At 40.0% G+C, this 23,372-nt stretch carries 22 protein-coding genes and 2 other annotated features; all 22 genes read right to left on the bottom strand.

Annotated features, from left to right (window positions below; genetic code table 11):
* Nucleotides 1-56: 56 nt before the first annotated feature.
* The 22 genes from KHA93_RS18155 to radA all read right to left on the bottom strand — a co-directional run bounded on the left by KHA93_RS18155 (nucleotide 57) and on the right by radA (nucleotide 23,332).
* Nucleotides 57-305, bottom strand: coding sequence for a 50S ribosomal protein L7ae-like protein (locus KHA93_RS18155; protein ID WP_213111999.1), 249 nt, complete (start codon nucleotides 303-305; stop codon nucleotides 57-59).
* A 155-nt stretch (nucleotides 306-460) separates the two neighbouring features.
* A complete protein-coding gene (gene rpoC, locus KHA93_RS18150) occupies nucleotides 461-4,027 on the bottom strand; it encodes a DNA-directed RNA polymerase subunit beta' (RefSeq protein ID WP_432806355.1) in 3,567 nt (1,188 codons plus the stop codon).
* Nucleotides 4,028-4,110: 83 nt separating this feature from the next.
* Nucleotides 4,111-7,665 carry a DNA-directed RNA polymerase subunit beta gene (rpoB, locus tag KHA93_RS18145; RefSeq protein WP_213111997.1) on the bottom strand — a complete coding sequence of 1,185 codons (3,555 nt, stop codon included), beginning with the start codon at nucleotides 7,663-7,665 and terminating at the stop codon, nucleotides 4,111-4,113.
* Nucleotides 7,666-7,915: 250 nt separating this feature from the next.
* Nucleotides 7,916-8,518 (bottom strand): class I SAM-dependent methyltransferase, encoded by a 603-nt coding sequence (locus tag KHA93_RS18140; protein WP_213111996.1) that lies wholly within the window; start codon nucleotides 8,516-8,518, stop codon nucleotides 7,916-7,918.
* A gap of 168 nt (nucleotides 8,519-8,686) precedes the next feature.
* Complete coding sequence (gene rplL, locus KHA93_RS18135) at nucleotides 8,687-9,052, bottom strand: 50S ribosomal protein L7/L12 (protein WP_213111995.1); 366 nt, start codon at nucleotides 9,050-9,052, stop codon at nucleotides 8,687-8,689.
* 51 nt (nucleotides 9,053-9,103) lie between these two features.
* Nucleotides 9,104-9,604: a 50S ribosomal protein L10 gene (gene rplJ, locus KHA93_RS18130; RefSeq protein WP_213111994.1), complete on the bottom strand. Its 501-nt coding sequence runs from the start codon at nucleotides 9,602-9,604 to the stop codon at nucleotides 9,104-9,106.
* A 33-nt stretch (nucleotides 9,605-9,637) separates the two neighbouring features.
* Nucleotides 9,638-9,779 (bottom strand) — a sequence feature (ribosomal protein L10 leader region).
* A 47-nt stretch (nucleotides 9,780-9,826) separates the two neighbouring features.
* Nucleotides 9,827-10,516 (bottom strand): 50S ribosomal protein L1, encoded by a 690-nt coding sequence (gene rplA / locus KHA93_RS18125; protein ID WP_213111993.1) that lies wholly within the window; start codon nucleotides 10,514-10,516, stop codon nucleotides 9,827-9,829.
* Between the two features lie 107 nt (nucleotides 10,517-10,623).
* Entirely contained in the window at nucleotides 10,624-11,049 is a 426-nt protein-coding gene (gene rplK, locus KHA93_RS18120; RefSeq protein WP_213111992.1) for a 50S ribosomal protein L11, read from the bottom strand.
* Nucleotides 11,050-11,211: 162 nt separating this feature from the next.
* The gene (gene nusG, locus KHA93_RS18115) at nucleotides 11,212-11,745 is read right to left on the bottom strand and encodes a transcription termination/antitermination protein NusG (protein WP_213111991.1); all 534 of its coding nucleotides are present in this window, start codon (nucleotides 11,743-11,745) and stop codon (nucleotides 11,212-11,214) included.
* A gap of 153 nt (nucleotides 11,746-11,898) precedes the next feature.
* A complete protein-coding gene (gene secE, locus KHA93_RS18110; RefSeq protein WP_213111990.1) occupies nucleotides 11,899-12,084 on the bottom strand; it encodes a preprotein translocase subunit SecE in 186 nt (61 codons plus the stop codon).
* 204 nt (nucleotides 12,085-12,288) lie between these two features.
* Entirely contained in the window at nucleotides 12,289-12,435 is a 147-nt protein-coding gene (gene rpmG, locus KHA93_RS18105) for a 50S ribosomal protein L33 (protein WP_213113025.1), read from the bottom strand.
* 76 nt (nucleotides 12,436-12,511) lie between these two features.
* Nucleotides 12,512-13,162, bottom strand: coding sequence for an RNA polymerase sporulation sigma factor SigH (gene sigH / locus KHA93_RS18100; protein ID WP_213111989.1), 651 nt, complete (start codon nucleotides 13,160-13,162; stop codon nucleotides 12,512-12,514).
* Between the two features lie 69 nt (nucleotides 13,163-13,231).
* Nucleotides 13,232-13,741, bottom strand: coding sequence for an NYN domain-containing protein (locus KHA93_RS18095; protein WP_213113024.1), 510 nt, complete (start codon nucleotides 13,739-13,741; stop codon nucleotides 13,232-13,234).
* Nucleotides 13,742-13,745: 4 nt separating this feature from the next.
* On the bottom strand, nucleotides 13,746-14,489 hold the full coding sequence (gene rlmB / locus KHA93_RS18090) for a 23S rRNA (guanosine(2251)-2'-O)-methyltransferase RlmB (protein WP_213111988.1): 744 nt from the start codon (nucleotides 14,487-14,489) through the stop codon (nucleotides 13,746-13,748).
* A complete protein-coding gene (locus KHA93_RS18085) occupies nucleotides 14,486-14,908 on the bottom strand; it encodes a Mini-ribonuclease 3 (protein ID WP_213111987.1) in 423 nt (140 codons plus the stop codon). The genes rlmB and KHA93_RS18085 overlap by 4 nt, the downstream gene beginning before the upstream one ends.
* 5 nt (nucleotides 14,909-14,913) lie before the next feature.
* Complete coding sequence (gene cysS, locus KHA93_RS18080) at nucleotides 14,914-16,311, bottom strand: cysteine--tRNA ligase (protein WP_213111986.1); 1,398 nt, start codon at nucleotides 16,309-16,311, stop codon at nucleotides 14,914-14,916.
* Entirely contained in the window at nucleotides 16,301-16,966 is a 666-nt protein-coding gene (cysE, locus tag KHA93_RS18075) for a serine O-acetyltransferase (RefSeq protein WP_213111985.1), read from the bottom strand. Before cysE ends, cysS begins: the two co-directional genes overlap by 11 nt.
* Nucleotides 16,967-17,140: 174 nt before the next feature.
* Nucleotides 17,141-17,377: a binding site (T-box leader), on the bottom strand.
* Between the two features lie 81 nt (nucleotides 17,378-17,458).
* Nucleotides 17,459-18,916: a glutamate--tRNA ligase gene (gltX, locus tag KHA93_RS18070; RefSeq protein WP_213111984.1), complete on the bottom strand. Its 1,458-nt coding sequence runs from the start codon at nucleotides 18,914-18,916 to the stop codon at nucleotides 17,459-17,461.
* Nucleotides 18,917-19,056: 140 nt separating this feature from the next.
* Nucleotides 19,057-19,533, bottom strand: coding sequence for a 2-C-methyl-D-erythritol 2,4-cyclodiphosphate synthase (gene ispF / locus KHA93_RS18065; RefSeq protein ID WP_213111983.1), 477 nt, complete (start codon nucleotides 19,531-19,533; stop codon nucleotides 19,057-19,059).
* A gap of 44 nt (nucleotides 19,534-19,577) precedes the next feature.
* Nucleotides 19,578-20,252 carry a 2-C-methyl-D-erythritol 4-phosphate cytidylyltransferase gene (gene ispD / locus KHA93_RS18060; protein WP_213111982.1) on the bottom strand — a complete coding sequence of 225 codons (675 nt, stop codon included), beginning with the start codon at nucleotides 20,250-20,252 and terminating at the stop codon, nucleotides 19,578-19,580.
* A gap of 27 nt (nucleotides 20,253-20,279) precedes the next feature.
* Nucleotides 20,280-21,377, bottom strand: coding sequence for a PIN/TRAM domain-containing protein (locus KHA93_RS18055; RefSeq protein WP_213111981.1), 1,098 nt, complete (start codon nucleotides 21,375-21,377; stop codon nucleotides 20,280-20,282).
* 581 nt (nucleotides 21,378-21,958) lie between these two features.
* Nucleotides 21,959-23,332: a DNA repair protein RadA gene (gene radA / locus KHA93_RS18050; protein WP_213111980.1), complete on the bottom strand. Its 1,374-nt coding sequence runs from the start codon at nucleotides 23,330-23,332 to the stop codon at nucleotides 21,959-21,961.
* Nucleotides 23,333-23,372: the final 40 nt, after the last annotated feature.

Below are 23,372 nucleotides of genomic sequence, written 5' to 3'. Positions count from 1 at the left end.
GTTCTTTTTAAGGCAAAAAACAAGTTTTTGCATTTAAGTTAACTGCAAAAACACCTTTAATGAATGATGGCAACAGTTGTTGCTCCGACATCAATGCCGCATGCTTTCCCAAGCTTTTTCATGGAGTCCACCACAGTAACAGGAACATCCATTTCTTTTGCTGTGTGAATAATACTTTCCGTAATTCGAGGATCCGCATCGGATGCAACGAAAACTTCTTGTACATGCCCTGATTTAAGAGCTCTTACTGTCTGCTTTGTTCCTACGATCACATTTGAAGCCTGTGACACTTTTTCATAAGACATTTTCAATATCCTCCAAAGTAACAGGTATAATGATAGGAGCACCTTGAATATAGTATCATCTGCCATTTTCTATGTCAATAAAAAGTTTAAAAAAACATTTAAAATATTGCTAGCCGACAAAAATCGCCGACTAGCAACATATATTAGACTTTACTTTACTCCACACTTACTGCTTCGTCTTCTTCTACCATAACGGAAACTGCTTTCCGGTACCGCTGCATACCAGTTCCAGCTGGGACTAGCTTTCCGATAATGACGTTCTCTTTCAATCCTAGCAATTGATCTGTTTTTCCTTTGATGGCAGCGTCTGTAAGTACGCGTGTTGTCTCTTGGAAAGATGCAGCCGACAAGAAAGAGTCTGTTTCCAAGGAAGCTTTTGTGATACCAAGCAATACTGGACGGCCGGTTGCAGGCTGTTTTCCTTCCAGAAGAGCTTTTTGGTTAGCATCCGTAAATTGATGGATATCAAGTAGTGTACCCGGTAATACATCCGTTTCACCTGCATCAGACACACGTACTTTTCTGAGCATTTGGCGAACCATTACTTCAACATGCTTATCGCCAATCTCAACCCCTTGCATACGGTATACCTTTTGTACTTCAAGAAGCAAATATTCTTGAACCGCAGCAACATCGCGGATACGAAGTAAATCTTTCGGATCAATAGATCCCTCTGTTAATTCTTGACCGCGTTTCACTTGGTCATTAACTGCAACTTTTAATCGCGCAGTATATGGAGCATTATAGGTGCGTGACTCAATTTCCCCTTGAACAACAATCTCGTGCTGACGATCACGTCCTTCAGAAATGGAAGTTACGACACCGCTGATTTCAGTAATGACAGCCTGACCTTTCGGATTTCGAGCTTCAAATAACTCTTGGATACGTGGAAGACCTTGTGTAATATCGTCTCCCGCAACTCCTCCTGTATGGAAGGTCCTCATCGTTAATTGTGTTCCCGGTTCTCCGATGGATTGCGCCGCAATAATACCTACAGCCTCACCTACATCAACGACAGATCCAGTTGCTAAATTACGGCCGTAGCATTTTTTACATACGCCATGGCGGGTGTTACATGTAAATGCAGAACGAATCCATACTTCTTGAATTCCTGCATTTTCAATGTCTTTAGCAAGATCCTCATCAATGAGTTCATTTTCTGCTACAATCACTGTGCCAGTCTCTGGGTGAACGATTTTCTTCCTTGCATATCGTCCAATTAAGCGCTCTTCAAGTGGCTCAATTACTTCTGAACCTTCTTTAAGTGCCGCAACAAGGAGTCCTCGATCCGTTCCACAATCATCCTCACGAACAATTACATCTTGTGCAACATCTACAAGTCTTCTTGTTAAGTAACCAGAGTCGGCTGTTTTCAATGCCGTATCTGCAAGACCTTTACGAGCTCCATGTGTCGAGATGAAGTACTCTAGAACCGTTAGTCCTTCACGGAAACTAGATTTGATTGGCAACTCAATAATTCGCCCAGCCGGGTTGGCCATGAGTCCCCTCATACCCGCAAGCTGAGTAAAGTTAGACGCGTTACCCCTCGCACCTGAGTCACTCATCATAAAGATAGGATTCAATCTTTCTAATGTTTTCATTAGTTTACTTTGAATCGTATCTTTTGCTGCACTCCAGATGGAAATAACACGGTCGTAGCGTTCTTCCTCTGTAATGAGTCCGCGCTTAAATTGCTTCAAGACATTATCAACTTTATTTTGAGCTTCATTCAAAATCGTTTCTTTTTCGGCTAAAACTACGATATCTGATACCCCAACTGTAATCCCTGCTTTAGTTGAATACTTAAATCCAAGGTTCTTCATACGGTCGAGCATTTTCGAAGTTTCCGTAATATGGAAACGTTTAAAGATTTCAGAGATGATATTCCCTAGAATTTTCTTCTTGAATGGTTCCACAAGTGGTTGTTGTTTAATAAACTCAGCGACATTTGTGGATGCTTTGATAAAGTACTTGTCAGGAGTAAGTCCTTCCAAGTTTTCATTTGTCGGTTCGTTAATATATGGGAAAGACGGTGGAAGAATCTCGTTAAAGATCAACTTACCAACAGTAGTCACTAACAGACTATTGTTTTGTTCTTCCGTAAATTTTTCATTTTTCAAAGAGCTTGCTTGAATCGCAATTCGGGAATGAAGATGAACATATCCATTTTGATACGCTACTAAAGCTTCGTTCGTATCCTTGAACACCATTCCTTCTCCATCTGCACCTTCACGCTCAAGAGTTAAATAATAGTTACCAAGTACCATATCCTGAGACGGTGTTACAACCGGTTTTCCATCACGTGGGTTCAGGATGTTTTGAGCAGCAAGCATTAACAAACGCGCTTCTGCTTGTGCTTCTGCAGATAATGGTACGTGAACAGCCATTTGGTCTCCATCAAAGTCGGCGTTATATGCTGTACAAACTAGAGGATGGAGTCTAATCGCTCTTCCTTCTACTAGTGTTGGCTCGAATGCTTGAATCCCTAGTCTATGAAGGGTTGGTGCCCTGTTCAATAGAACCGGGTGCTCACGAATAACATCTTCAAGCACATCCCATACTTCAGGTTGAACTCGCTCTATTTTTCGCTTCGCACTTTTAATATTGTGTGCAAGACCTTTTTCAACCAATTCCTTCATAACGAATGGTTTAAATAATTCAAGAGCCATTTCTTTCGGCAACCCGCATTGATACATTTTTAGGTTAGGACCTACGACGATAACTGAACGGCCGGAGTAGTCAACACGCTTTCCGAGAAGGTTTTGACGGAAACGTCCTTGTTTTCCTTTTAACATATGAGAAAGGGATTTTAGCGGACGGTTTCCTGGACCTGTTACAGGTCTTCCTCTTCTACCGTTGTCGATTAAAGCATCAACCGCTTCTTGAAGCATCCTTTTTTCGTTTTGAACGATAATGCTAGGTGCTCCTAGATCTAATAATCTTTTTAAACGATTGTTTCTGTTAATTACGCGACGATATAAGTCGTTTAAATCTGAAGTGGCAAAACGTCCACCTTCAAGCTGAACCATCGGACGCAATTCAGGTGGGATAACAGGAAGAACGTCTAAAACCATCCAGTCAGGCTGGTTTCCTGAATGACGGAACGCTTCAAGAACTTCTAAACGTTTAATAGCGCGAGTACGACGTTGTCCTTGTGCCGTTTTGAGTTCTTCTTTAAGTTGGTTCACTTCTTTTTCAAGATCGATATCTTGAAGTAATTTTTTAATAGCTTCTGCACCCATTGATGCTTGAAATTGTGAACCGTATTTCTCGCGGTATGCACGATATTCTTTTTCAGAAAGAAGCTGTTTTTTATCTAGGGTAGTACTGCCTACATCCGTCACTACATAAGACGCGAAGTAGATGATTTCCTCCAAGGCACGCGGGGACATGTCGAGGACAAGTCCCATGCGGCTTGGAATACCTTTGAAATACCATATATGTGAAACTGGTGCAGCTAGTTCAATATGCCCCATTCTTTCACGACGGACTTTCATACGTGTAACTTCAACGCCACAGCGATCACATACGACTCCCTTATAGCGAACGCGCTTATACTTTCCACAATGACATTCCCAGTCCTTTGTTGGACCGAAAATACGTTCACAGAACAAACCGTCTTTTTCAGGTTTCAATGTACGATAATTGATTGTTTCCGGTTTTTTTACTTCACCAAAAGACCATGAACGGATTTTATCCGGTGAAGCAAGACCGATTTTCATATACTCAAAATTATTAACATCCAGCAAGGGGCCTACCTCCCTTTTCGTCTACAGGTTTTACCCTTAATGCTAATTTCAAGGAATTACTCATGTGATGCCACCGTTTCTTCTACTTTAGCATCTGGAGCAATATTCAGTGTATCAGCCTGGTTGACATCATCTTCATCATCCAGATCACGCATTTCTATTTCTTTTTCATCACCTGATAGGATTTTGACATCCATACCAAGACTTTGAAGTTCTTTGATTAATACTTTAAATGATTCAGGCACTCCTGGTTCAGGAACATTTTCGCCTTTTACAATGGCTTCATATGTTTTCACACGACCAACAACATCGTCCGATTTAACTGTAAGGATTTCTTGAAGAGTGTAAGCTGCACCGTATGCTTCAAGTGCCCAAACTTCCATTTCTCCAAAACGCTGTCCACCAAATTGCGCCTTACCACCAAGCGGCTGCTGAGTAACAAGTGAGTAAGGACCTGTAGAGCGAGCGTGTAGCTTATCGTCAACCATGTGCGCAAGTTTGATCATATACATGATACCTACAGATACACGGTTATCAAAAGCTTCTCCCGTTCTGCCATCATAAAGGACTGTTTTTGCGTCGCTTGCCATTCCTGCCTCTTCAATCGTTTCCCAGACGTCTTCTTCAGTAGCACCATCAAAAACTGGTGATGCCATGTGAAGACCTAGACTTCTAGCAGCCATACCCAAATGAAGCTCGAGTACTTGCCCGATATTCATACGGGATGGTACCCCAAGCGGGTTAAGCATTACATCGACTGGAGTTCCGTCTGGCATATACGGCATATCTTCTTCAGGGAGGATACGGGAAATAACCCCTTTGTTTCCATGGCGTCCTGCCATCTTATCCCCTTCAGAAATTTTCCGCTTTTGAACAATATAAACGCGAACGAGTTGATTTACTCCCGGAGGTAGTTCATCTCCATCTTCACGGTTGAATACTTTAACATCAAGCACGATTCCGCCACCACCGTGTGGTACGCGAAGTGAAGTATCACGGACTTCACGAGCTTTTTCTCCAAAGATTGCATGAAGTAGACGTTCCTCTGCTGTCAGTTCCGTTACACCTTTAGGAGTTACTTTACCAACGAGTAAATCTCCATCTTTTACTTCTGCACCGATACGGATAATTCCACGTTCATCTAAATTGCGTAATGCATCTTCTCCCACGTTTGGAATATCGCGTGTCATTTCTTCCGGTCCAAGCTTTGTATCACGGGCTTCGGATTCATATTCTTCAATATGAATAGATGTATACACATCGTCCTTTACAAGGCGTTCACTCATGATAATCGCATCTTCATAGTTATATCCTTCCCATGTCATAAATGCGACTAGGACGTTTCTTCCAAGAGCCAATTCACCTTTATCCATTGAAGGACCATCGCCTAAGATTTCTCCTTTAGACACTCGATCTCCAACACTAACGATTGGACGCTGGTTGTAGCATGTTCCTTGGTTAGAGCGAATAAACTTTTGCATGCGATATTTACGAAGGTCACCCTTCACTTCTTGACCGTCAACTTCTTTAATATTACGAACCCATACTTCACGGGATTCAACATGCTCAACGATTCCATCATGCTTACAGATTACTGCTGCCCCTGAATCTTTCGCTGATACGTATTCCATACCAGTTCCTACAAGAGGAGCTTCTGGCTGCATAAGTGGAACAGCTTGACGCTGCATGTTCGCTCCCATTAGGGCACGGTTCGAGTCGTCGTTCTCCAAGAATGGAATACAGGCTGTTGCAGCAGAAACAACTTGTTTCGGCGAAACATCCATGTAGTCAATCCTTTCTCTTCTTACGACAGTGTTTTCACCACGGAAACGAGCAACGACTTCATCGTTTAAGAACCCGCCTTCTTCAGTAAGGGGAGAATTCGCTTGGGCAACAACATAATTATCTTCTTCATCCGCAGTTAAGTAATCGATTCGGGCCGTAACTAACCCTGTTTCAGGATCAACGCGACGATATGGTGTTTCAATAAATCCAAAACGATTTACTTTGGCGAAGCTGGATAAAGAGTTGATCAAACCGATATTCGGACCCTCTGGAGTTTCAATTGGACACATCCGACCGTAGTGAGAATAGTGAACGTCACGGACTTCAAAGCCTGCTCGTTCACGTGTTAATCCACCAGGTCCAAGTGCGGAAAGGCGTCGTTTATGAGTTAACTCCGCAAGCGGATTTGTTTGGTCCATGAATTGAGATAGCTGTGAACTACCGAAAAATTCTTTAATAGATGCGATGACTGGGCGAATATTAATCAACTGCTGTGGAGTGATCGTGTTAATGTCTTGGATGGACATACGTTCTCTAACGACACGCTCCATACGCGATAAACCGATTCTAAACTGGTTTTGCAACAATTCGCCTACAGAACGAAGACGACGATTACCGAGGTGATCGATATCATCAGTGTCTCCTACTTCGTAGAGCAAATTAAAGAAGTAGCTTATAGATGCGATAATATCAGCAGGTGTAATATTTTTGATAGCTTCCTCAACATAAGCATTTCCGATTACATTGATGACCTTATCCTCATCATCGTGAGGTGCGTAAATTTTGATGGATTGAACAACAATATCACCATCTAATACTCCCCCATGTTGATGATACGTTTTAAAACCCGTACCATTTTCTAAATTAGAGATGATTTTATCCAAATTACGGCGGTCAAGCACTGTACCTTCTTCTGCAATAATTTCCCCTGTTTCTGGATCGGCTAGCGTTTCAGCCAAACGTTGTCCAAAAAGACGATTTTTAATATGGAGTTTTTTATTAATTTTATAACGTCCAACACTAGCAAGATCATATCGTTTTGGATCAAAGAACCTGGATACTAGCAAACTTTTTGCATTTTCCACCGTAGGAGGTTCACCAGGACGAAGGCGCTCATAAATTTCGAGCAATGCTTTTTCAATGCTTTCCGTATTGTCTTTTTCAAGAGTATTACGGAGATATTCATTGTCACCAATTATATCGATGATTTCTTGATCAGAACCAAATCCCAATGCTCGTAAAAGAACCGTAACTGGCAATTTCCTTGTACGATCGATGCGTACATATACTACATCTTTGGCATCTGTTTCATACTCTAGCCATGCACCACGATTTGGGATGACTGTAGCTGTAAAACCTTTTTTACCGTTCTTATCGAGCTTACCGTTATAGTAAACACTCGGAGAACGAACAAGCTGCGAAACAATTACGCGCTCGGCACCATTTATTATAAAAGTACCCATTTCTGTCATTAACGGGAAATCACCCATAAATACATCTTGGTCTTTCACTTCACCTGTTTCTTTGTTAACAAGACGAAGCTTAACCCTAAGTGGAGCGGAATAAGTTGCATCTCGCTCTTTTGATTCTTCTACAGAATATTTGGGTTCTCCAAGACTGTAATCAATAAATTCCAATGAAAGATTTCCTGCAAAATCCTCGATTGGGGAGATGTCTTGGAACATTTCCTTTAGGCCCTCATCAAGAAACCATTGGTAGGATGAAGATTGGATTTCGATTAGATTCGGCAGCTCCAATACTTCGCTGATTCGCGCAAAGCTTCTGCGCTTTCTGTGCCGTCCGTACTGAACTAGTTGACCTGTCAACTGATTCACCCCTCAAATCATGCGTTTTAATGATTGCATTTTTTTTCTGGAAAAACCAGAGAAAATGGTGTATCATAGAACAAAAAGAAAAATGGTTTTGCTTTGAAAACCACATTTTTCACATGACGAACTATTATTTTATAATCTTTTCCAACTTTGCCAACTTCCATACAATTTATTATGAAATTGACAAAAGATTAGAAAACACTATATTCGCATTTTACAATGCTACCACAAGACTACTTACAAGTCAATATTTTATTGCTTTTAAAATGTAATAGCCTTTCTTTTTTGCCAACGTCTCTACATTACCAAATAACTCCTCAAGCTTTGCCATCGCAGACGGAGCTCCTTGCTTCTTTTGGATGACCACCCATAACTCTCCTTCAGGTCCTAAATGATGGAAGCTATGTTCAAAAATAGCATGAACGACTTCCTTTCCAGCACGAATAGGTGGATTTGTTAAAATTGCCGCAAAGTTTTCCTCACTCACACTAGCAAGTCGATCACTTTCATAAATATCTACATTATCGATATCGTTTCTATCAGCATTTTCTTTTGCCAGCGCAATCGCCCTTTGATTCACATCTATCATATGAACCAACCGATCCTGAAAATCCTTTGCAACGCTTAAGCCAATCGGCCCATATCCGCACCCTACATCCAATATAGGACCGGCAATTCCCGGAGGTTCAAATGTATCTATTAATAATCGTGATCCAAAGTCCACTTCGCCTTTAGAAAAAACACCTTGATCCGTTTTAAACCGAAATGTATGATTCCGTAACTCTACATTCCAAAACTTCGGATCACTAGCTACTTCAGGTTCACGCGAATAATAATGTTCAACCAAGCGATGACCTCCTTTGAACCCCTAACTCAATAAGCATTGTTAAAACTCGAATTTTGATTACCGATACTAACATTTAGTTTTAACAAAGCCATTCAATAAAAAAGACTTATAAAAATTAGCGAAAAAAAGCCCGCTTTAAAAGCAGCGAGCTTTTTATTTTCTGGATGATTACTTAACTTCGACGCTAGCTCCAACTTCTTCAAGTTTAGCTTTGATTTCTTCTGCTTCTTCTTTAGATGCGCCTTCTTTAAGTGCTTTAGGAGCGTTATCAACAAGTTCTTTCGCTTCTTTCAAGCCAAGGCCTGTAAGTTCGCGTACAACTTTGATAACTTTAATTTTTTGTGCACCAGCGCTAGCAAGTACTACATCAAACTCAGTTTGTTCTGCAGCAGCTTCGCCACCAGCAGCACCGCCAACTACAGCTACAGGAGCAGCAGCAGTTACGCCAAATTCTTCTTCAATTGCTTTAACAAGATCGTTTAATTCAAGAACCGTCATAGATTTGACAGCTTCAATGATTTGTTCTTTAGTCATGATTTGTTTCCTCCGTTAATATTATTAGTTTTTTATATTAGATTTCCTAAATTACGCGCTTTGCTCTTCTTTTTGGTCTGCAACAGCTTTAGTTGCAAGTGCCAAGTTACGAATAGGAGCTTGTAGAACGCTAAGCAACATAGAAAGCAATCCTTCGCGAGATGGAAGTTCTGCAAGCGCCTTAACTTCTTCAGCAGTTGCAATGTTTCCTTCGATCACACCTGCTTTGATTTCAAGTGCCTCATTCTTTTTCGCAAAGTCGTTTAATATTTTTGCAGGAGCTACAACGTCATCAGTACTGAATGCGATTGCGTTTGGTCCTGTCAAAGCTTCATTTAAACCAGCTAGTTCAGCAAATTCTGCAGCACGGCGTGTCATTGAGTTTTTGTAAACTTTAAATTCAACACCTGCTTCACGAAGTTGTTTACGAAGCTCAGTTACTTGTGCAACTGACAAACCACGGTAATCAACAACCACTGTAGAAACGCTTGTTTTGAATTTCTCAGAAATTTCTTGTACAACTTGTTTCTTTTGCTCAATTACTTTGCTCATCCTTACACCTCCTAATTACCAGATGGACATTTATACCATACACAAAAACCTCCATATAGACATGGAGGTTTCACGCGTCAATCATTCAAATAGATTGATTATATATCGCAATGACCTCGGCAGGAAATTAAGCTATAACAGCACCTACTGTCTACGGTACAAATGATTAAATTTTCAACAATCTGTATTCTATCAGATTAAGCACTGATAGTCAACTATTTTTTATACTGAAGAAGGATCAACTTTTACGCCAGGTCCCATTGTTGAAGTAACTGTAACGTTCTTCATGTAAGTTCCTTTTGCAGCAGATGGCTTCACTTTTAACAATGTATCGAAAATAGTAGCAAAGTTTTCAACAAGCTTCTCTTGATCGAAAGAAACTTTTCCGATAGGAACGTGAATAATACCCGCTCTGTCTACACGGTATTCAACTTTACCAGCTTTAATTTCGTTAACAGCTTTTGCTACATCAAATGTAACTGTACCTGTTTTAGGGTTTGGCATTAAACCTTTTGGTCCAAGTGTACGACCAAGTTTACCAACTTCACCCATCATATCCGGAGTAGCAACGATTACATCAAATTCAAACCAACCTTGGTTGATTTTATTAATGTATTCAGAATCTCCTACGTAATCAGCACCCGCAGCTTCTGCTTCTTTAAGCTTTTCACCTTTAGCAAATACCAACACGCGTTGAGTTTTACCTGTACCATTTGGAAGTACAACTGCACCACGGATTTGTTGGTCTGCTTTTTTAGGATCTACGCCTAAACGGAAAGCTGCTTCAACTGTTGAATCAAATTTTGCATAGTCAACTTTTTTCACAAGTTCAATTGCTTCATCGATTGAATAAGCTTTTGAACGGTCAACTTGCTTCAAAGCTTCTACATACTTTTTGCCTTTTTTAGCCATTAAAATTTCCTCCTATAATGTGGTTTTAGCGGAATGTGACCTCCCACGAATAGAGGAAGGCTGAAAAGCAGCCTCCCTCTATCAACAACCTTTCTTACAAATCAAAATCAGTCTTCGATTTTGATACCCATGCTGCGCGCAGTGCCTTCAACCATAAGCATAGCCGCTTCAACGCTAGCTGCATTTAGGTCTGGCATTTTTGTTTCAGCGATTTCGCGTACTTTATCGCGTTTTACAGTCGCAACTGACTTTTTATTTGGTTCACCAGAACCAGACTCGATACCAGCTGCTTTTTTAAGTAAAACTGCAGCAGGTGGAGTTTTTGTAATGAATGTAAAAGAACGGTCTTCAAATACCGTGATTTCAACTGGAATAATTAAACCAGCTTGATCTGCTGTACGAGCATTAAACTCCTTACAGAATCCCATGATATTTACACCTGCTTGACCTAGTGCTGGTCCAACTGGTGGAGCTGGATTCGCTTTGCCCGCAGGAATTTGTAATTTTACAAGTTTAATTACTTTTTTAGCCACGAGACACACCTCCTTAAGTCCGTGATGTGGTAAATGGGTTTTCACCCTCCCACTCATCATATCAAAATATAAGATACTAAATGTTAATCAGTTCTCCAATTAGAAGCATACTGACCTAGAAGATATTATCACTTTTCACAATAGATTTCAAGTTGTTTCAAATTATAATTTCTCAATTTGAGTGAAATCTAATTCAACAGGCGTTTCCCGACCAAACATATTAACCATAACTCTTGCTTTTCCTTTAGTTTGGTCCATATCTTCAATTTTACCAGTGAAATTCGCAAACGGACCTTCTTTCACCGTTACAGTTTCACCCTGTTCAAACTGCACATCAATACGTTTTTCTTCCAATCCCATACGCTTAAGGATAAAAGAAATTTCTTCAGGTAATAATGGCGTTGGCTTTGAGCCCGATCCTGAAGATCCTACAAACCCTGTTACTCCTGGTGTATTACGCACAACATACCAAGAATCATCTGTCATAATAATCTCGACTAATACATAGCCTGGGAAAACCTTTCTTTTCACGAGTTTCTTTTTACCATTTTTGAAATCCGTTTCCTCGTCTTCAGGTACGATCACTCGGAAAATTTTATCTTGCATGCCCATAGACTCTACACGCTTTTCGAGGTTCGCTTTGACCTTATTTTCATAGCCAGAATATGTATGGACAACATACCAGTTCTTTTCCATTTATTAGGACTCTATGTCCTTCCCTCCCTGCACACATTAATATTTTCACCAAATGAAAAAACCCGTTGACCGGGCTCTAATACTCTGTATCTATATTTTTCATTATACCATGAGAAAGTGTAGGTTATACAAGTCCCAAGGTAAAATACGAAGTTATAATCCGAGAACAAAACGAATTGTTTTAGAGATAATTAGGTCGACTCCCGCAAAAAATAATGCAAGGATCGTGACTGTTGCTACAACTGTAATCGTATAGCCGGTAAGTTCCTTCCGTCTAGGCCAACTTACTTTTCTCATCTCCGAGCTAACGTTGCGAATGAATTGGGTTAAGCTTGACATGATCGTACCTCCAAGTAAATAGCTGCTTATTGAGCGTGTTCAAAAAGGAGGATAAAAAAGACCAAGAAGTTCGAGGAGGCGCAGTTTCGAGCAGCGGAATGTATGCTTTTAGATACATGAGCAGCGGAGAAACGAGCCAACGAAGAAATTCGCCGTGTCATTTTTACCGGACTTTTTGAACATCCTCTTATATGTGGATGTATGCTATTTTGTTTCTTTGTGAATTGTATGAGCGTTACAACTTTTGCAGAATTTCTTTAATTCTAGTCGTGTAGCATCTTCTTTATTCTTATCCGTCACATAATTGCGCGAGCCACACACTGCACAGACTAATGCAACTTTCTTCTTCACTTGCAGCACCTGCTCTCCCAATTATCTAATAAAAAATATCACGGAAGTTTCTTTCTGTCAATAAAAGGTTTTGAATTTAGATGCTCAATTCTCGAAGTTCCAAGTAGCGCTCTAGCTTTCTCTTAACTCTTTGTAAAGCGTTATCAATTGATTTCACGTGACGATCAAGTTCATCAGATATCTCCTGATATGATCGCCCGTCAAGATAAAGCGCTAACACTTTTCTTTCCAAATCGCTTAATAATTCCATTACCTTTTCTTCGATATTATTTAGTTTTTCTCTATTAATTAAGAGTTCCTCAGGATCAAGAATCTTTGCACCAGAGATCACATCCATTAATGTACGATCTGATTCTTCGTCATAGATAGGCTTGTCCAAAGAAACATAGGAATTCAGTGGGATGTGTTTTTGTCGGGTGGCTGTTTTGATTGCAGTGATAATTTGTCTTGTGATGCAAAGCTCGGCAAAAGCTTTAAATGATGAAAGCTTATCTTCTTTAAAGTCTCGAATGGCTTTATAAAGACCGATCATGCCTTCTTGCACGATGTCTTCTTTATCAGCTCCAATTAAAAAATACGAGCGGGCTTTCACTCTAACAAAATTGCGGTATTTTTTAATGAGGTAATCTAGTGCTTCACTTTCTCCTTCATGAATCAGTTCGATCAATTCTTCATCTTCTAATAAATCATATCTGATGTCGTCATCTAGTCTGATATTTGAAATCACCGTATCCCCCCACCCTCAAAACCATAGATAAAACTATTATACATGACAGAATTTTCTAGCGTCAACTAGTCATTTCTCCCCGCGTCGCCATTTTTCGAAAATTGCTGCAACTTCATCACTTAATGGGATCTTCGATACTGGAAGTTTTTCTCTTGTACTTTCAAGCCGTTTTCCTATCTTTCGATCAATGGCTTCAACTTCAATCAATAACTCCCGGGCGGAAATTCTAAGAGCCCCTTGTCCAAAAATTGCCCATTGTTCCGTGTAATCTGAAGTTGCAACATGAATTTGCGTTCGAATATTACTTAATTCCCTTGCTAATTTTTCGATTCGCTCATCTGCCGTTTCTTCGGCTTTCGTAAAAATGACGTCAATTTTATGTTTGCGATACTTTTTTTCAACTCCCTTTACTTCATAGGCATCAAACACGACAATGACTTTATAGCCAGTATAGCCTTGATAATCAGCCATTATCTCAATTAGCCGATCCCTTGCAGCAGCAAGGTCCTTCTTCTTTAATTCAATCAGCTCGGCCCAAGCACCGATGATATTATAGCCATCGACAATAAGGATATCCATTTCGTCAGCCCTCGATTGGATTCCGTTTACGATGAACTTCATACATAAGTAAAGCAGCCGCTACTGAAGCATTCAGTGATGTAACATGTCCCGACATTGGCAAATGGATTAAAAAGTCACATTTTTCCCTGATTAATCGCCCAATCCCTTTACCTTCACTTCCAATGACGATGGCAAGCGGCATTTTGGCATCCATCCTGCGATAATCTTGACTTCCTTTAGCGTCAGTTCCATACACCCAAATACCACGTTCTTTCAATTCATCGATGGTTCTTGCGATGTTCGTCACACGTGCAACGGGGATATATTCGATGGCTCCCGTTGAGAGCTTCGCGACCGTAGCGGTCAGGCCCACTGCCCTTCGCTTTGGAATAATGATGCCGTGAACCCCGGCCGCATCAGCCGTACGTAATATAGAACCTAAATTATGAGGATCTTCCAGCTCATCTAAAATTAGGAAAAATGGATCTTCTCCCTTTTTGGAGGCATTTGCAAATAAATCGTCAATTTCAGCATATTGATATGCGGCGACTTGAGCAATGACGCCTTGATGGTTCTCTTTCGTATTCTGTTCAATCTTTTGCTTAGGAACGTATTGAACTAAAACATTGCGTTCTTTTGCAAGTTTTACAATCACTTGCATTTGTCCTTTTTGAGATCCTTCAGCAATCCAGATTTTATTAATATCCCGGTCTGATTTCAACGCTTCAATAACAGGATTTTTTCCCGCAATCCACTCTTGACTCATGCTGTTCCCACTCCCCCGGTTTCAATCTTATTAATTGCCTCATTAATGATATCGTTAAGTCGATTACGGTCGTTTGCTAAATATACCCAGCCAATTACTGCTTCAAAAGCGGTGCTATGGCGGTAGGTGAGGACATCCGTATTTTTAGGGGTTGTCCCAGATTTCGCATTTCTTCCGCGCTTCATGACATTCATTTCTTCTTCATTTAAAAAATTTTCTTCTACCATTTTCTTCAAAATTCGAGACTGCGCTTTGGCTGAAACGAAACGGGTCGCTTCTCGGTGAAGCCGATGAGGCTTTGTTTTACCATTAAGTAAAAGGTAATGCCTGATAAATACATCATATACAGCATCACCGATATAAGCGAGAGCTAAGCTATTTAATTGCTTGTAGTCTACTTCTTTTTCAGGCAAATTCATATTGTTTATCCCCGTTTCCATCTTGTCCCTTGTGGTGTGTCTTCAAGAATAATGTCCATTTCTTTTAATTGATCACGAATTTGATCAGCACGTTGGAAGTTGCGATTTTTTCTTGCTTCTAAACGTTCTTGAATTAATTTGTCGATCTCTTCGTCGAGCAGCTCTATCGTTTCCAATTGTAAGCCTAAAACAGAGAATAATTCTTCAAATGCATTCATGAATGATTCTATAACTTTAACGGATGTATTTTCTTCCATTAAATAATAATTCGCTTGTTTCGCAAGCTCAAATAGAATCGAGATTCCATCCGCTGTATTAAAATCATCGTCCATTTCTTTGACAAAGTCACTCTTTAAATCAGAAATTTTTTGCAGCCATTCATCATTATTCGTTGTCAAATTAGCACTTACATCCAGACGATGTTTTAAGTTTTGATAAGACGTTTTTAATCTTTCAAGACCCGCTCCAGCATTTCGTAACAATTCATCTGTAAAGTTGATCGGATTACGATAATGTACAGCTAACATAAAGAACCTTAATACTTGTGGATCTACGGATTTTAAAATATCGTGAACGAGTACAAAGTTTCCTAACGACTTCGACATTTTTTCATTATCGATATTGATATATCCATTATGCATCCAATATCGAGCGAATGTTTTGCCAGTCAGCGCTTCTGATTGGGCAATTTCATTTTCATGATGTGGAAAAGTTAAATCTTGCCCGCCCGCATGTATATCAATCGTATCGCCCAAGTATTTTCGAGCCATAGCGGAGCACTCAATATGCCAGCCCGGTCTTCCCTCGCCCCACGGACTATCCCAAAAAATTTCTCCTTCTTTTGCTGCTTTCCATAATGTAAAATCAAGTGCGTCTTCTTTCTTTTCACCAGCTTGAATACGAGCTCCTATTTTTAAATCATCTACCGATTGGTGGGAAAGCTTTCCGTACCCGTCAAAACGTCTTGTTCTATAATAAACATCTCCATTTGATTCATAAGCAAACCCTTTTTCAACTAAGGTTTCAATGAATTCAATAATGATATCCATATTTTCTGTTACACGCGGATGAAGGTCTGCTCTCTTGCAGCCAAGCGCCGATACATCTTCATAAAATGCATTAATGAATCGTTCCGCAACTGTCGGTACGTCAGTGCCAAGCTCTGCGGCCGCTTTAATAAGCTTATCGTCCACATCTGTAAAATTAGATACAAAATTTACATCATATCCTCGATACTCCAAATAGCGGCGTACTGTGTCGAATACGATAGGTGGTCTTGCGTTTCCGATATGAATATAGTTATAGACGGTCGGACCGCATACATACATCTTTACCTTTCCTTCTTCTAAAGGTATAAAATCTTCTTTTTTTCGAGTTAGTGTATTGTAAATTTTAATGGCCATCAATCGAGACTCCTTTCGAGTTTTCCTTCCGTAATTGAGAGATTTCTTCATGCAATTGAGAGATCTTTTTTTCCATATCTGTACATTTATCTGAAATTGGATCAGGCAAATCACAATGATTCAAATCTTTAAGTCTTACTCCGTCCCGGACAACGACTCTTCCTGGTATGCCAACCACAGTGGAATGGGGAGGTACATCTTTTAACACGACGGAGCCTGCCCCTACTTTTGAATTTTTCCCTATTGTAATATTTCCAAGCACCTTGGCACCTGTTGCGATGAGAGCATTATCCTCAATCGTTGGGTGTCGTTTACCTTTTTCTTTCCCGGTTCCTCCAAGGGTTACTCCTTGATAAACGGTCACATTATTACCGATCTCGCACGTTTCTCCAATAACAACACCCATCCCGTGGTCTATGAAGAAACGTCTTCCGATGACCGCTCCAGGATGAATCTCAATACCTGTAAAAAAGCGATTAATTTGCGATATGACTCTCGCAGTAAAATACATTTTTCTCTTATATAAAGCATGTGCGATTCGATGAGCCCAAATTGCATGCAAGCCGGAATATGTTAGGATAACCTCTAGACTATTGCGTGCAGCAGGGTCCTGATCGAATACAGTCTCTATATCTTCTTTCATTCTTTTAAACATACTGATAGACACCCCCTTAATTAGAAAAGCGCAAGCGACTTGTTCAACATTGTACGAACTTCTAAGCCGTCGAATTATTGAAAGAAAATGGCAAGAGTCAATATGCGCAGAAAGCTTTTACAGAATTCCCAAATACAATTTTCTTCGTAAAAAAAAAAGACGCCTCTGAGAATATTCAGAGACGCCTTTAGCGCGGTTCCACTCTGGTTGGGCACTGCTTCCATTAGAAAGCGGGCGCCCCAGCTCCTTCTTGATAACGGCAAGACTACCGCCTGCACCTACTTAGTTTCCCTGTTCGGATTAGGACTCAGAGGCGCACTTCAAAAAACGAGTAGCTGGTCCCGCTCTCAGCCGATGGCGGTACTCTCTGAACAGCATCATTTTTTTACTTTTCCTCTTCAACGTTTTGATTATAAATGCTTGTTCAAAAAGGAGGATAAACTGGTCTTTTTGAACATTCTAACCTTAATATATTATATTTTTATCTAATTGTTAACCCTTCAAACGCTCTAGTCGCTTTTTAATTTTTTCTTTGCCTAATAATTCTATTGCGTTAGGAAGCTCTGGTCCATGTGTTTGACCCGTAACTGCTACACGTATAGGCATAAATAATTTTTTCCCTTTATGCCCAGTCGATTTTTGGACAGCTTTTATTGCTTGCTTAATACCATCCGCTTCGAAAGGTGAAAGGGCATCGACTTCGTCATAAAATGCACTCAATACTTCAGGTACCTGCTCCTCTTCCAAAACAGCTTTTGCCTCTTCATCATATTCGATTTCATCTTTGAAGAACATGCTTGATAGCTCTACGATTTCAGCTCCGTAGCTCATTTGATCTTGATATAGAGCAACTAAATCTCTAGCCCATTTTTCCTCTTCTTGATTTAACTGTTCACTAACAAGTCCTGCTTTTACAAGATGAGGTAGTGCAAGAGCAACCACTTCGTCTAGATCAAGTTTTTTCATATATTGATTATTCATCCAAGCAAGCTTTTGCTTGTCGAATAATGCTGGGGACTTCGATAGTCTATTTGCATCGAAAATCTTAATGAACTCATCTTTTGAAAAAATTTCCTCTTCTCCTTGAGGTGACCAGCCAAGCAAAGCAATGAAATTAAACAGCGCTTCAGGTAAATACCCTAGTTCAGCGTATTGCTCAATAAATTGAATAATGGATTCGTCGCGCTTACTCAACTTTTTGCGGCTTTCGTTAACAATAAGTGTCATATGTCCATAAGTAGGAGGTTCCCAATCAAATGCTTCAAAAATCATCAATTGTTTTGGTGTATTGGAAATATGGTCATCGCCACGAAGAACATGGCTAATTTTCATTAGATAGTCATCGATGGCTACAGCGAAATTATACGTTGGGATGCCATCTTTTTTTACTATGACAAAGTCACCAATACCGTCAGATTCAAAGGAAACATCATCCTTCACCATATCTTTGAATGCATAGACTTTCCCAGCTGGTACTCTAAAGCGGATGCTCGGTATTCTTCCTTCTGCTTCTAATGCATCTTGCTCTTCTTTGGAAAGATGAGCACATTTCCCGGAATAGCGAGGCATCTCACTGCGGGCAATTTGTGCTTCACGTTCCTTCTCTAATTCTTCTTCGGTACAGTAACATTTATAGGCTAGTTCACGATCTAAAAGCTGATCGTAATATTCTTTGTAAATGGCAACACGTTCCGATTGTCGGTAAGGGCCATATCCTCCGTCCTTATCCACACTTTCATCCCAATCGATTCCAAGCCATTTTAAGTACTTAAGCTGACTCTCTTCGCCACCTTCAATATTTCGCTTTAAATCTGTATCTTCAATTCGAATAAGGAATGTTCCACCCATATTACGTGCGAATAAATAATTAAATAATGCAGTACGCGCATTTCCAATGTGCAGATGGCCTGTTGGACTTGGCGCATAGCGCACTCTAATGTCATTTGACATTTTCTTGCCTCCATTCAAAATCACGGTCTTTTTATTTTACAATAATTTGAACGATGATTAAAGTTGTTGGTTTTAAACTATGTAAGTTGATTTCCGCTCCAATTAACGTAGTGACAAAATTTCTCCGGCGGGTGACCTCATTATTTTTTCTCTATTAATATCACAGCCTGGGTCGCAATGCCTTCTTCACGTCCCACAAATCCTAGGCGCTCCGTTGTTGTGGCCTTTACATTAACCTGAGATGGATCAGCCTCTAAAAGCTCCGCTATCCGCTCTTTCATTTTATCAATATGGGGCGCCATTTTCGGCTTTTGCGCCATAATTGTACAATCAATATTAACGAGAGAATAGCCACGTTCTTTTACAAGATTCCATACGTGAGCCAAAAGCTTGGCGGAATCTGCATCTTTATACTCTGGGTCCGTATCAGGAAAATGCCTCCCAATATCTCCCTCTCCGATTGCTCCAAGACATGCGTCTGCAACTGTATGTAAAAGCACATCTGCATCGGAATGCCCTATCAATCCTTTATCATAAGGTATCTCTATTCCGCCTATTATTAATGGTCGGCCTTCAGCAAATTCATGCACATCAAAGCCTTGCCCAACTCTAAACATACATTCATTCTCCTTTCATCCTTAGGACAGGTCTATGCTATTATTCATCTGTTTCGTTTCTTGATAATCGCCTCAGCAAAGTAGAGATCCTCTGGCGTTGTCAATTTAATGTTATCATAGTCACTTTCGACAATTTTCACCGTATGTCCGATTTTCTCTACTAGCGACGCTTCATCTGTCCCTAAATACTGCTCTTTTTGTGCTTGTTCATGGGCGCTCTCCAACACGGAAAAACGAAAAGCTTGTGGGGTTTGCACCTGCCACAAGCTGGATCGGTCTACCGTTTCAATGACTTCGAGGTCTATTACTTTTTTGATCGTATCCTTGACCGGAACAGCCGCTATAGCCGCCCCACACTCTCTCGCAGACTGTACGAGACGTGATATGGTTTCGGGTCGAATAAAAGGTCGAGCTCCATCATGAACAAGAATGATTCCTTCTGCCTCGGCAGCTTTCAATCCATTAAAAACACTATATTGCCGCTCGTTACCGCCATAAACGATGTAAATCTTCGTATAGCGACTTTTAATTTCAGTAAAAAATGGTTCATCAGCCGAATGTATGACAAGGATGATTCGACTACAATTAGGATCTGTTTCAAAAACATCAAGTGTGTGAAGAATGATGGGTCTTCCTGCCAAGTTCATCAATAGTTTATTATATCCCGCACCCATTCTTTTACCAGACCCTGCTGCCGGAATAATCACTTGATAATTCATTGCTTTTCCCCTATTCTCATTCAATCTTTATAAGGCCTTTTCCAATAACTTCGGCTTAGCAAAAATCATACGCCCAGCAGACGTTTGCAGAACGCTAGTCACGACTACATCAATGCGTTTGCCAATATAATTCCTGCCTTCTTCTACGACAATCATCGTTCCGTCGTCCAAATAAGCGACTCCTTGGTTATATTCTTTTCCATCCTTTATCACTTGAACATTTAACTCTTCTCCAGGAAGAACAACAGGTTTCACTGCATTGGCTAGGTCATTAATATTCAAAACATGTACATTTTGAAACTCACATACTTTATTTAAATTATAATCATTCGTTACTACGGTCCCATCTGTTAGCTTAGCAAGCTTAACCAGTTTACTGTCTACCTCTTGGATATCCTCAAAATCAATTTCATACATTTCAACTTGTACATCAATTTCTTTTTGAATACGATTAAGGATATCAAGACCCCTTCTACCCCTGTTCCGCTTCAATGCATCTGACGAATCTGCAATATGCTGAAGCTCCTCAAGGACAAATTGAGGAATGACAATAATCCCATCCAAAAATCCAGTTTGGCAAATATCTGCAACCCTACCATCTATAATGACGCTTGTATCTAGTATTTTTAACCGTTTGGAGGCAGTCTCTTTTTCAGGTTCTACACCATCTGCTCCTCGTTTTTTTCCACCGCGATTGATAGAAAAAAGACTCGTAAGTTCATCACGCTTTTTAAAGCCCACTTGGAATCCTAAATACCCTAGCAATAAAGTCAACAATATCGGAACGTACGTATTGATGATAGGAATTTCCATTTGATTAATGGCCAAGCCTGCTAAAAATGCAACGATCAGACCGAAAATGAGACCAAGACTACCAAATAAAATATCTGTGATAGGAGCTTTTACAAGCCTATCTTCCAGCCACTTTACTCCATTGACAATAAAATCAACAGCCCAAAAAGTTAATAAATAAAAAATAATTGCACCTATGATAGCGGTAATATACGGATTATTGATCAACGCTACGCTATCCAACTTTACCAATTTTAATAGTTCAGGAATCAGAAAAATCCCTAAAGTCCCACCAAGTAGCAAAAAACATGCTTGCACAATTCTTTTTAACATACACTCCTTCACCTCCTCCTTCTAATTATTAACAATTAACTTGCTTTAAAACCGTGGGCTTGCAAATAATAAAGACCTTATTCTAGTTGAAAAATGATTGATTCTTAATACAATATAAGTTCTCATTTTAATATAACATTATTTGTAAAAAATCTCCTTCACCAAAAGGTAGCAATTTTATATATTAATGTCAATTTTAGCATAGGACAAAAGACCATTCTTTATAAAAGACTTTGTATATTGTATGTCGATTCCACTGCGGTCTTTTCCCCCTGGAGGTATGTGACTCCTTGGCGCTTTACTCGTTGTTTTGCTACGACTCCTAGCGTCTAGCGAACGAGCCTATATCTCAGTGCGGGAAAGGCTCACTTATTCTATTTTTCCCGAAGAAGTCTCCCAACCTCCGCTCCAATCAACTTGTACATAATAAAAATGAGCATATTAAGAATTGATAGGAAAAAGCACACTTGACTCAACATAGCGACTACAAGAATTGAATAACAATAAGTTGGCAATCCCATTTGAACCTAAAACAATGTAGAAATTGATGTTGAGTAGATGGAAACGATTCTTGTCACTTTCTATGAAAATGCATGCTGAAGTGCTTCTCCTACAGTGTTAACACCAATAATCTCAATTCCATTAGGGACTTTCCAGCCTCCTATATTATTAGAAGGTATAATTACCCTTTCGAACCCTAGCTTTGCCGCTTCCTGAACACGTTGTTCAATTCTGGATACACGACGAACTTCACCTGTTAATCCTACTTCACCAATAATGCAATCCGTTGCTCTTGTTTGTTTGTCACGGAAACTTGATGCGATGCTTGTTGCTACAGCTAGGTCAATCGCTGGTTCATCAAGCTTGACTCCACCTGCTACTTTTAAATAGGCATCTTGGTTTTGCAATAATAAGCCTACTCGTTTTTCTAAAACAGCCATAATTAATGAAACCCGGTTATGATCAATACCGGTAGCCATTCTCCTAGGATTGCCAAAGCTAGTTGGTGAAACAAGAGCTTGAATTTCCACCAAAACAGGGCGTGTCCCTTCCATAGAAGCTACGACAGTGGAACCCGAGGTGCCTTTCGATCTTTCCTCTAGGAATATCTCTGATGGGTTTTCCACCTCTTCTAAGCCCGATTCCTTCATTTCAAATATTCCCATTTCATTTGTGGAGCCAAAGCGATTTTTTACAGCCCGAAGGATTCTATATGTATGGTGTCGCTCACCTTCAAAATAGAGGACAGTATCCACCATATGTTCTAATAAACGTGGTCCTGCAATCGCACCTTCTTTTGTTACATGGCCAACGATAAAAATAGCAATTCCTTTTGTTTTGGCAATTCGCATCAGTTCTGCCGTACATTCTCTAACCTGAGAAACACTTCCTGGAGCGGATGTGACCTCAGGATGATAGACGGTTTGAATGGAATCTATCACTACAAATTTAGGTGAAATATTTTCTATGGTTTGGTGAATCAATTCTAAATTTGTTTCTGCATATATATATAGTTCTGGAGATGAAACATTTAATCGATCCGCTCTGAGTTTTGTTTGTTTGACTGATTCTTCACCAGAAATATAGAGGACTTTTGGATTTACTGCTGCTAACTGAGCGGAAACTTGCAAAAGTAAGGTGGATTTACCAATTCCCGGATCGCCGCCAATTAGTATAAGAGACCCTGGTACAACTCCTCCACCAAGTACACGGTTTAATTCTTTCAATTGTGTCGTTACGCGCGGTTCATTTTTGGTTTCAATGGAAGTGATAGGAGATGCTTTGGAAAGTTCTTCAGAAGAGGTATGTTGAAATGATCGTCTCGGTTGTTTCCCGATTATATCTACTTCTTCCACCATTTGATTCCATTCCCCACAGCCAGGACACCTTCCCATCCATTTGGCCGATTCATACCCACAAGATTGACACATAAATTTTGTTTTTTTCTTCGCCATCTTTTTCTCCCCTCATATATAAAAGCGGAAGCGCCTTGTT

It is taken from the genome of Lederbergia citrisecunda (assembly GCF_018343695.1).
Classification (GTDB): Bacteria; Bacillota; Bacilli; order Bacillales; family Bacillaceae_C; genus Lederbergia; species Lederbergia citrisecunda.
This window is presented reverse-complemented; position numbering and strand designations above follow the sequence as displayed.

Coding starts and splice junctions, on each gene's coding strand:
- KHA93_RS18155 (WP_213111999.1), bottom strand. CDS start 305: ATGTCTTATGAAAAAGTGTCACAGGCTTCAAATGTGATCGTAGGAACA.
- rpoC (WP_432806355.1), bottom strand. CDS start 4,027: ATGAAAATCGGTCTTGCTTCACCGGATAAAATCCGTTCATGGTCTTTT.
- rplL (WP_213111995.1), bottom strand. CDS start 9,052: ATGACTAAAGAACAAATCATTGAAGCTGTCAAATCTATGACGGTTCTT.
- rplJ (WP_213111994.1), bottom strand. CDS start 9,604: ATGAGCAAAGTAATTGAGCAAAAGAAACAAGTTGTACAAGAAATTTCT.
- rplA (WP_213111993.1), bottom strand. CDS start 10,516: ATGGCTAAAAAAGGCAAAAAGTATGTAGAAGCTTTGAAGCAAGTTGAC.
- nusG (WP_213111991.1), bottom strand. CDS start 11,745: ATGGAAAAGAACTGGTATGTTGTCCATACATATTCTGGCTATGAAAAT.
- secE (WP_213111990.1), bottom strand. CDS start 12,084: ATGTCAAGCTTAACCCAATTCATTCGCAACGTTAGCTCGGAGATGAGA.
- KHA93_RS18095 (WP_213113024.1), bottom strand. CDS start 13,741: ATGGATATCCTTATTGTCGATGGCTATAATATCATCGGTGCTTGGGCC.
- rlmB (WP_213111988.1), bottom strand. CDS start 14,489: ATGAGTCAAGAGTGGATTGCGGGAAAAAATCCTGTTATTGAAGCGTTG.
- KHA93_RS18085 (WP_213111987.1), bottom strand. CDS start 14,908: ATGAATTTGCCTGAAAAAGAAGTAGACTACAAGCAATTAAATAGCTTA.
- cysS (WP_213111986.1), bottom strand. CDS start 16,311: ATGGCCATTAAAATTTACAATACACTAACTCGAAAAAAAGAAGATTTT.
- cysE (WP_213111985.1), bottom strand. CDS start 16,966: ATGTTTAAAAGAATGAAAGAAGATATAGAGACTGTATTCGATCAGGAC.
- gltX (WP_213111984.1), bottom strand. CDS start 18,916: ATGTCAAATGACATTAGAGTGCGCTATGCGCCAAGTCCAACAGGCCAT.
- ispF (WP_213111983.1), bottom strand. CDS start 19,533: ATGTTTAGAGTTGGGCAAGGCTTTGATGTGCATGAATTTGCTGAAGGC.
- ispD (WP_213111982.1), bottom strand. CDS start 20,252: ATGAATTATCAAGTGATTATTCCGGCAGCAGGGTCTGGTAAAAGAATG.
- KHA93_RS18055 (WP_213111981.1), bottom strand. CDS start 21,377: ATGTTAAAAAGAATTGTGCAAGCATGTTTTTTGCTACTTGGTGGGACT.
- radA (WP_213111980.1), bottom strand. CDS start 23,332: ATGGCGAAGAAAAAAACAAAATTTATGTGTCAATCTTGTGGGTATGAA.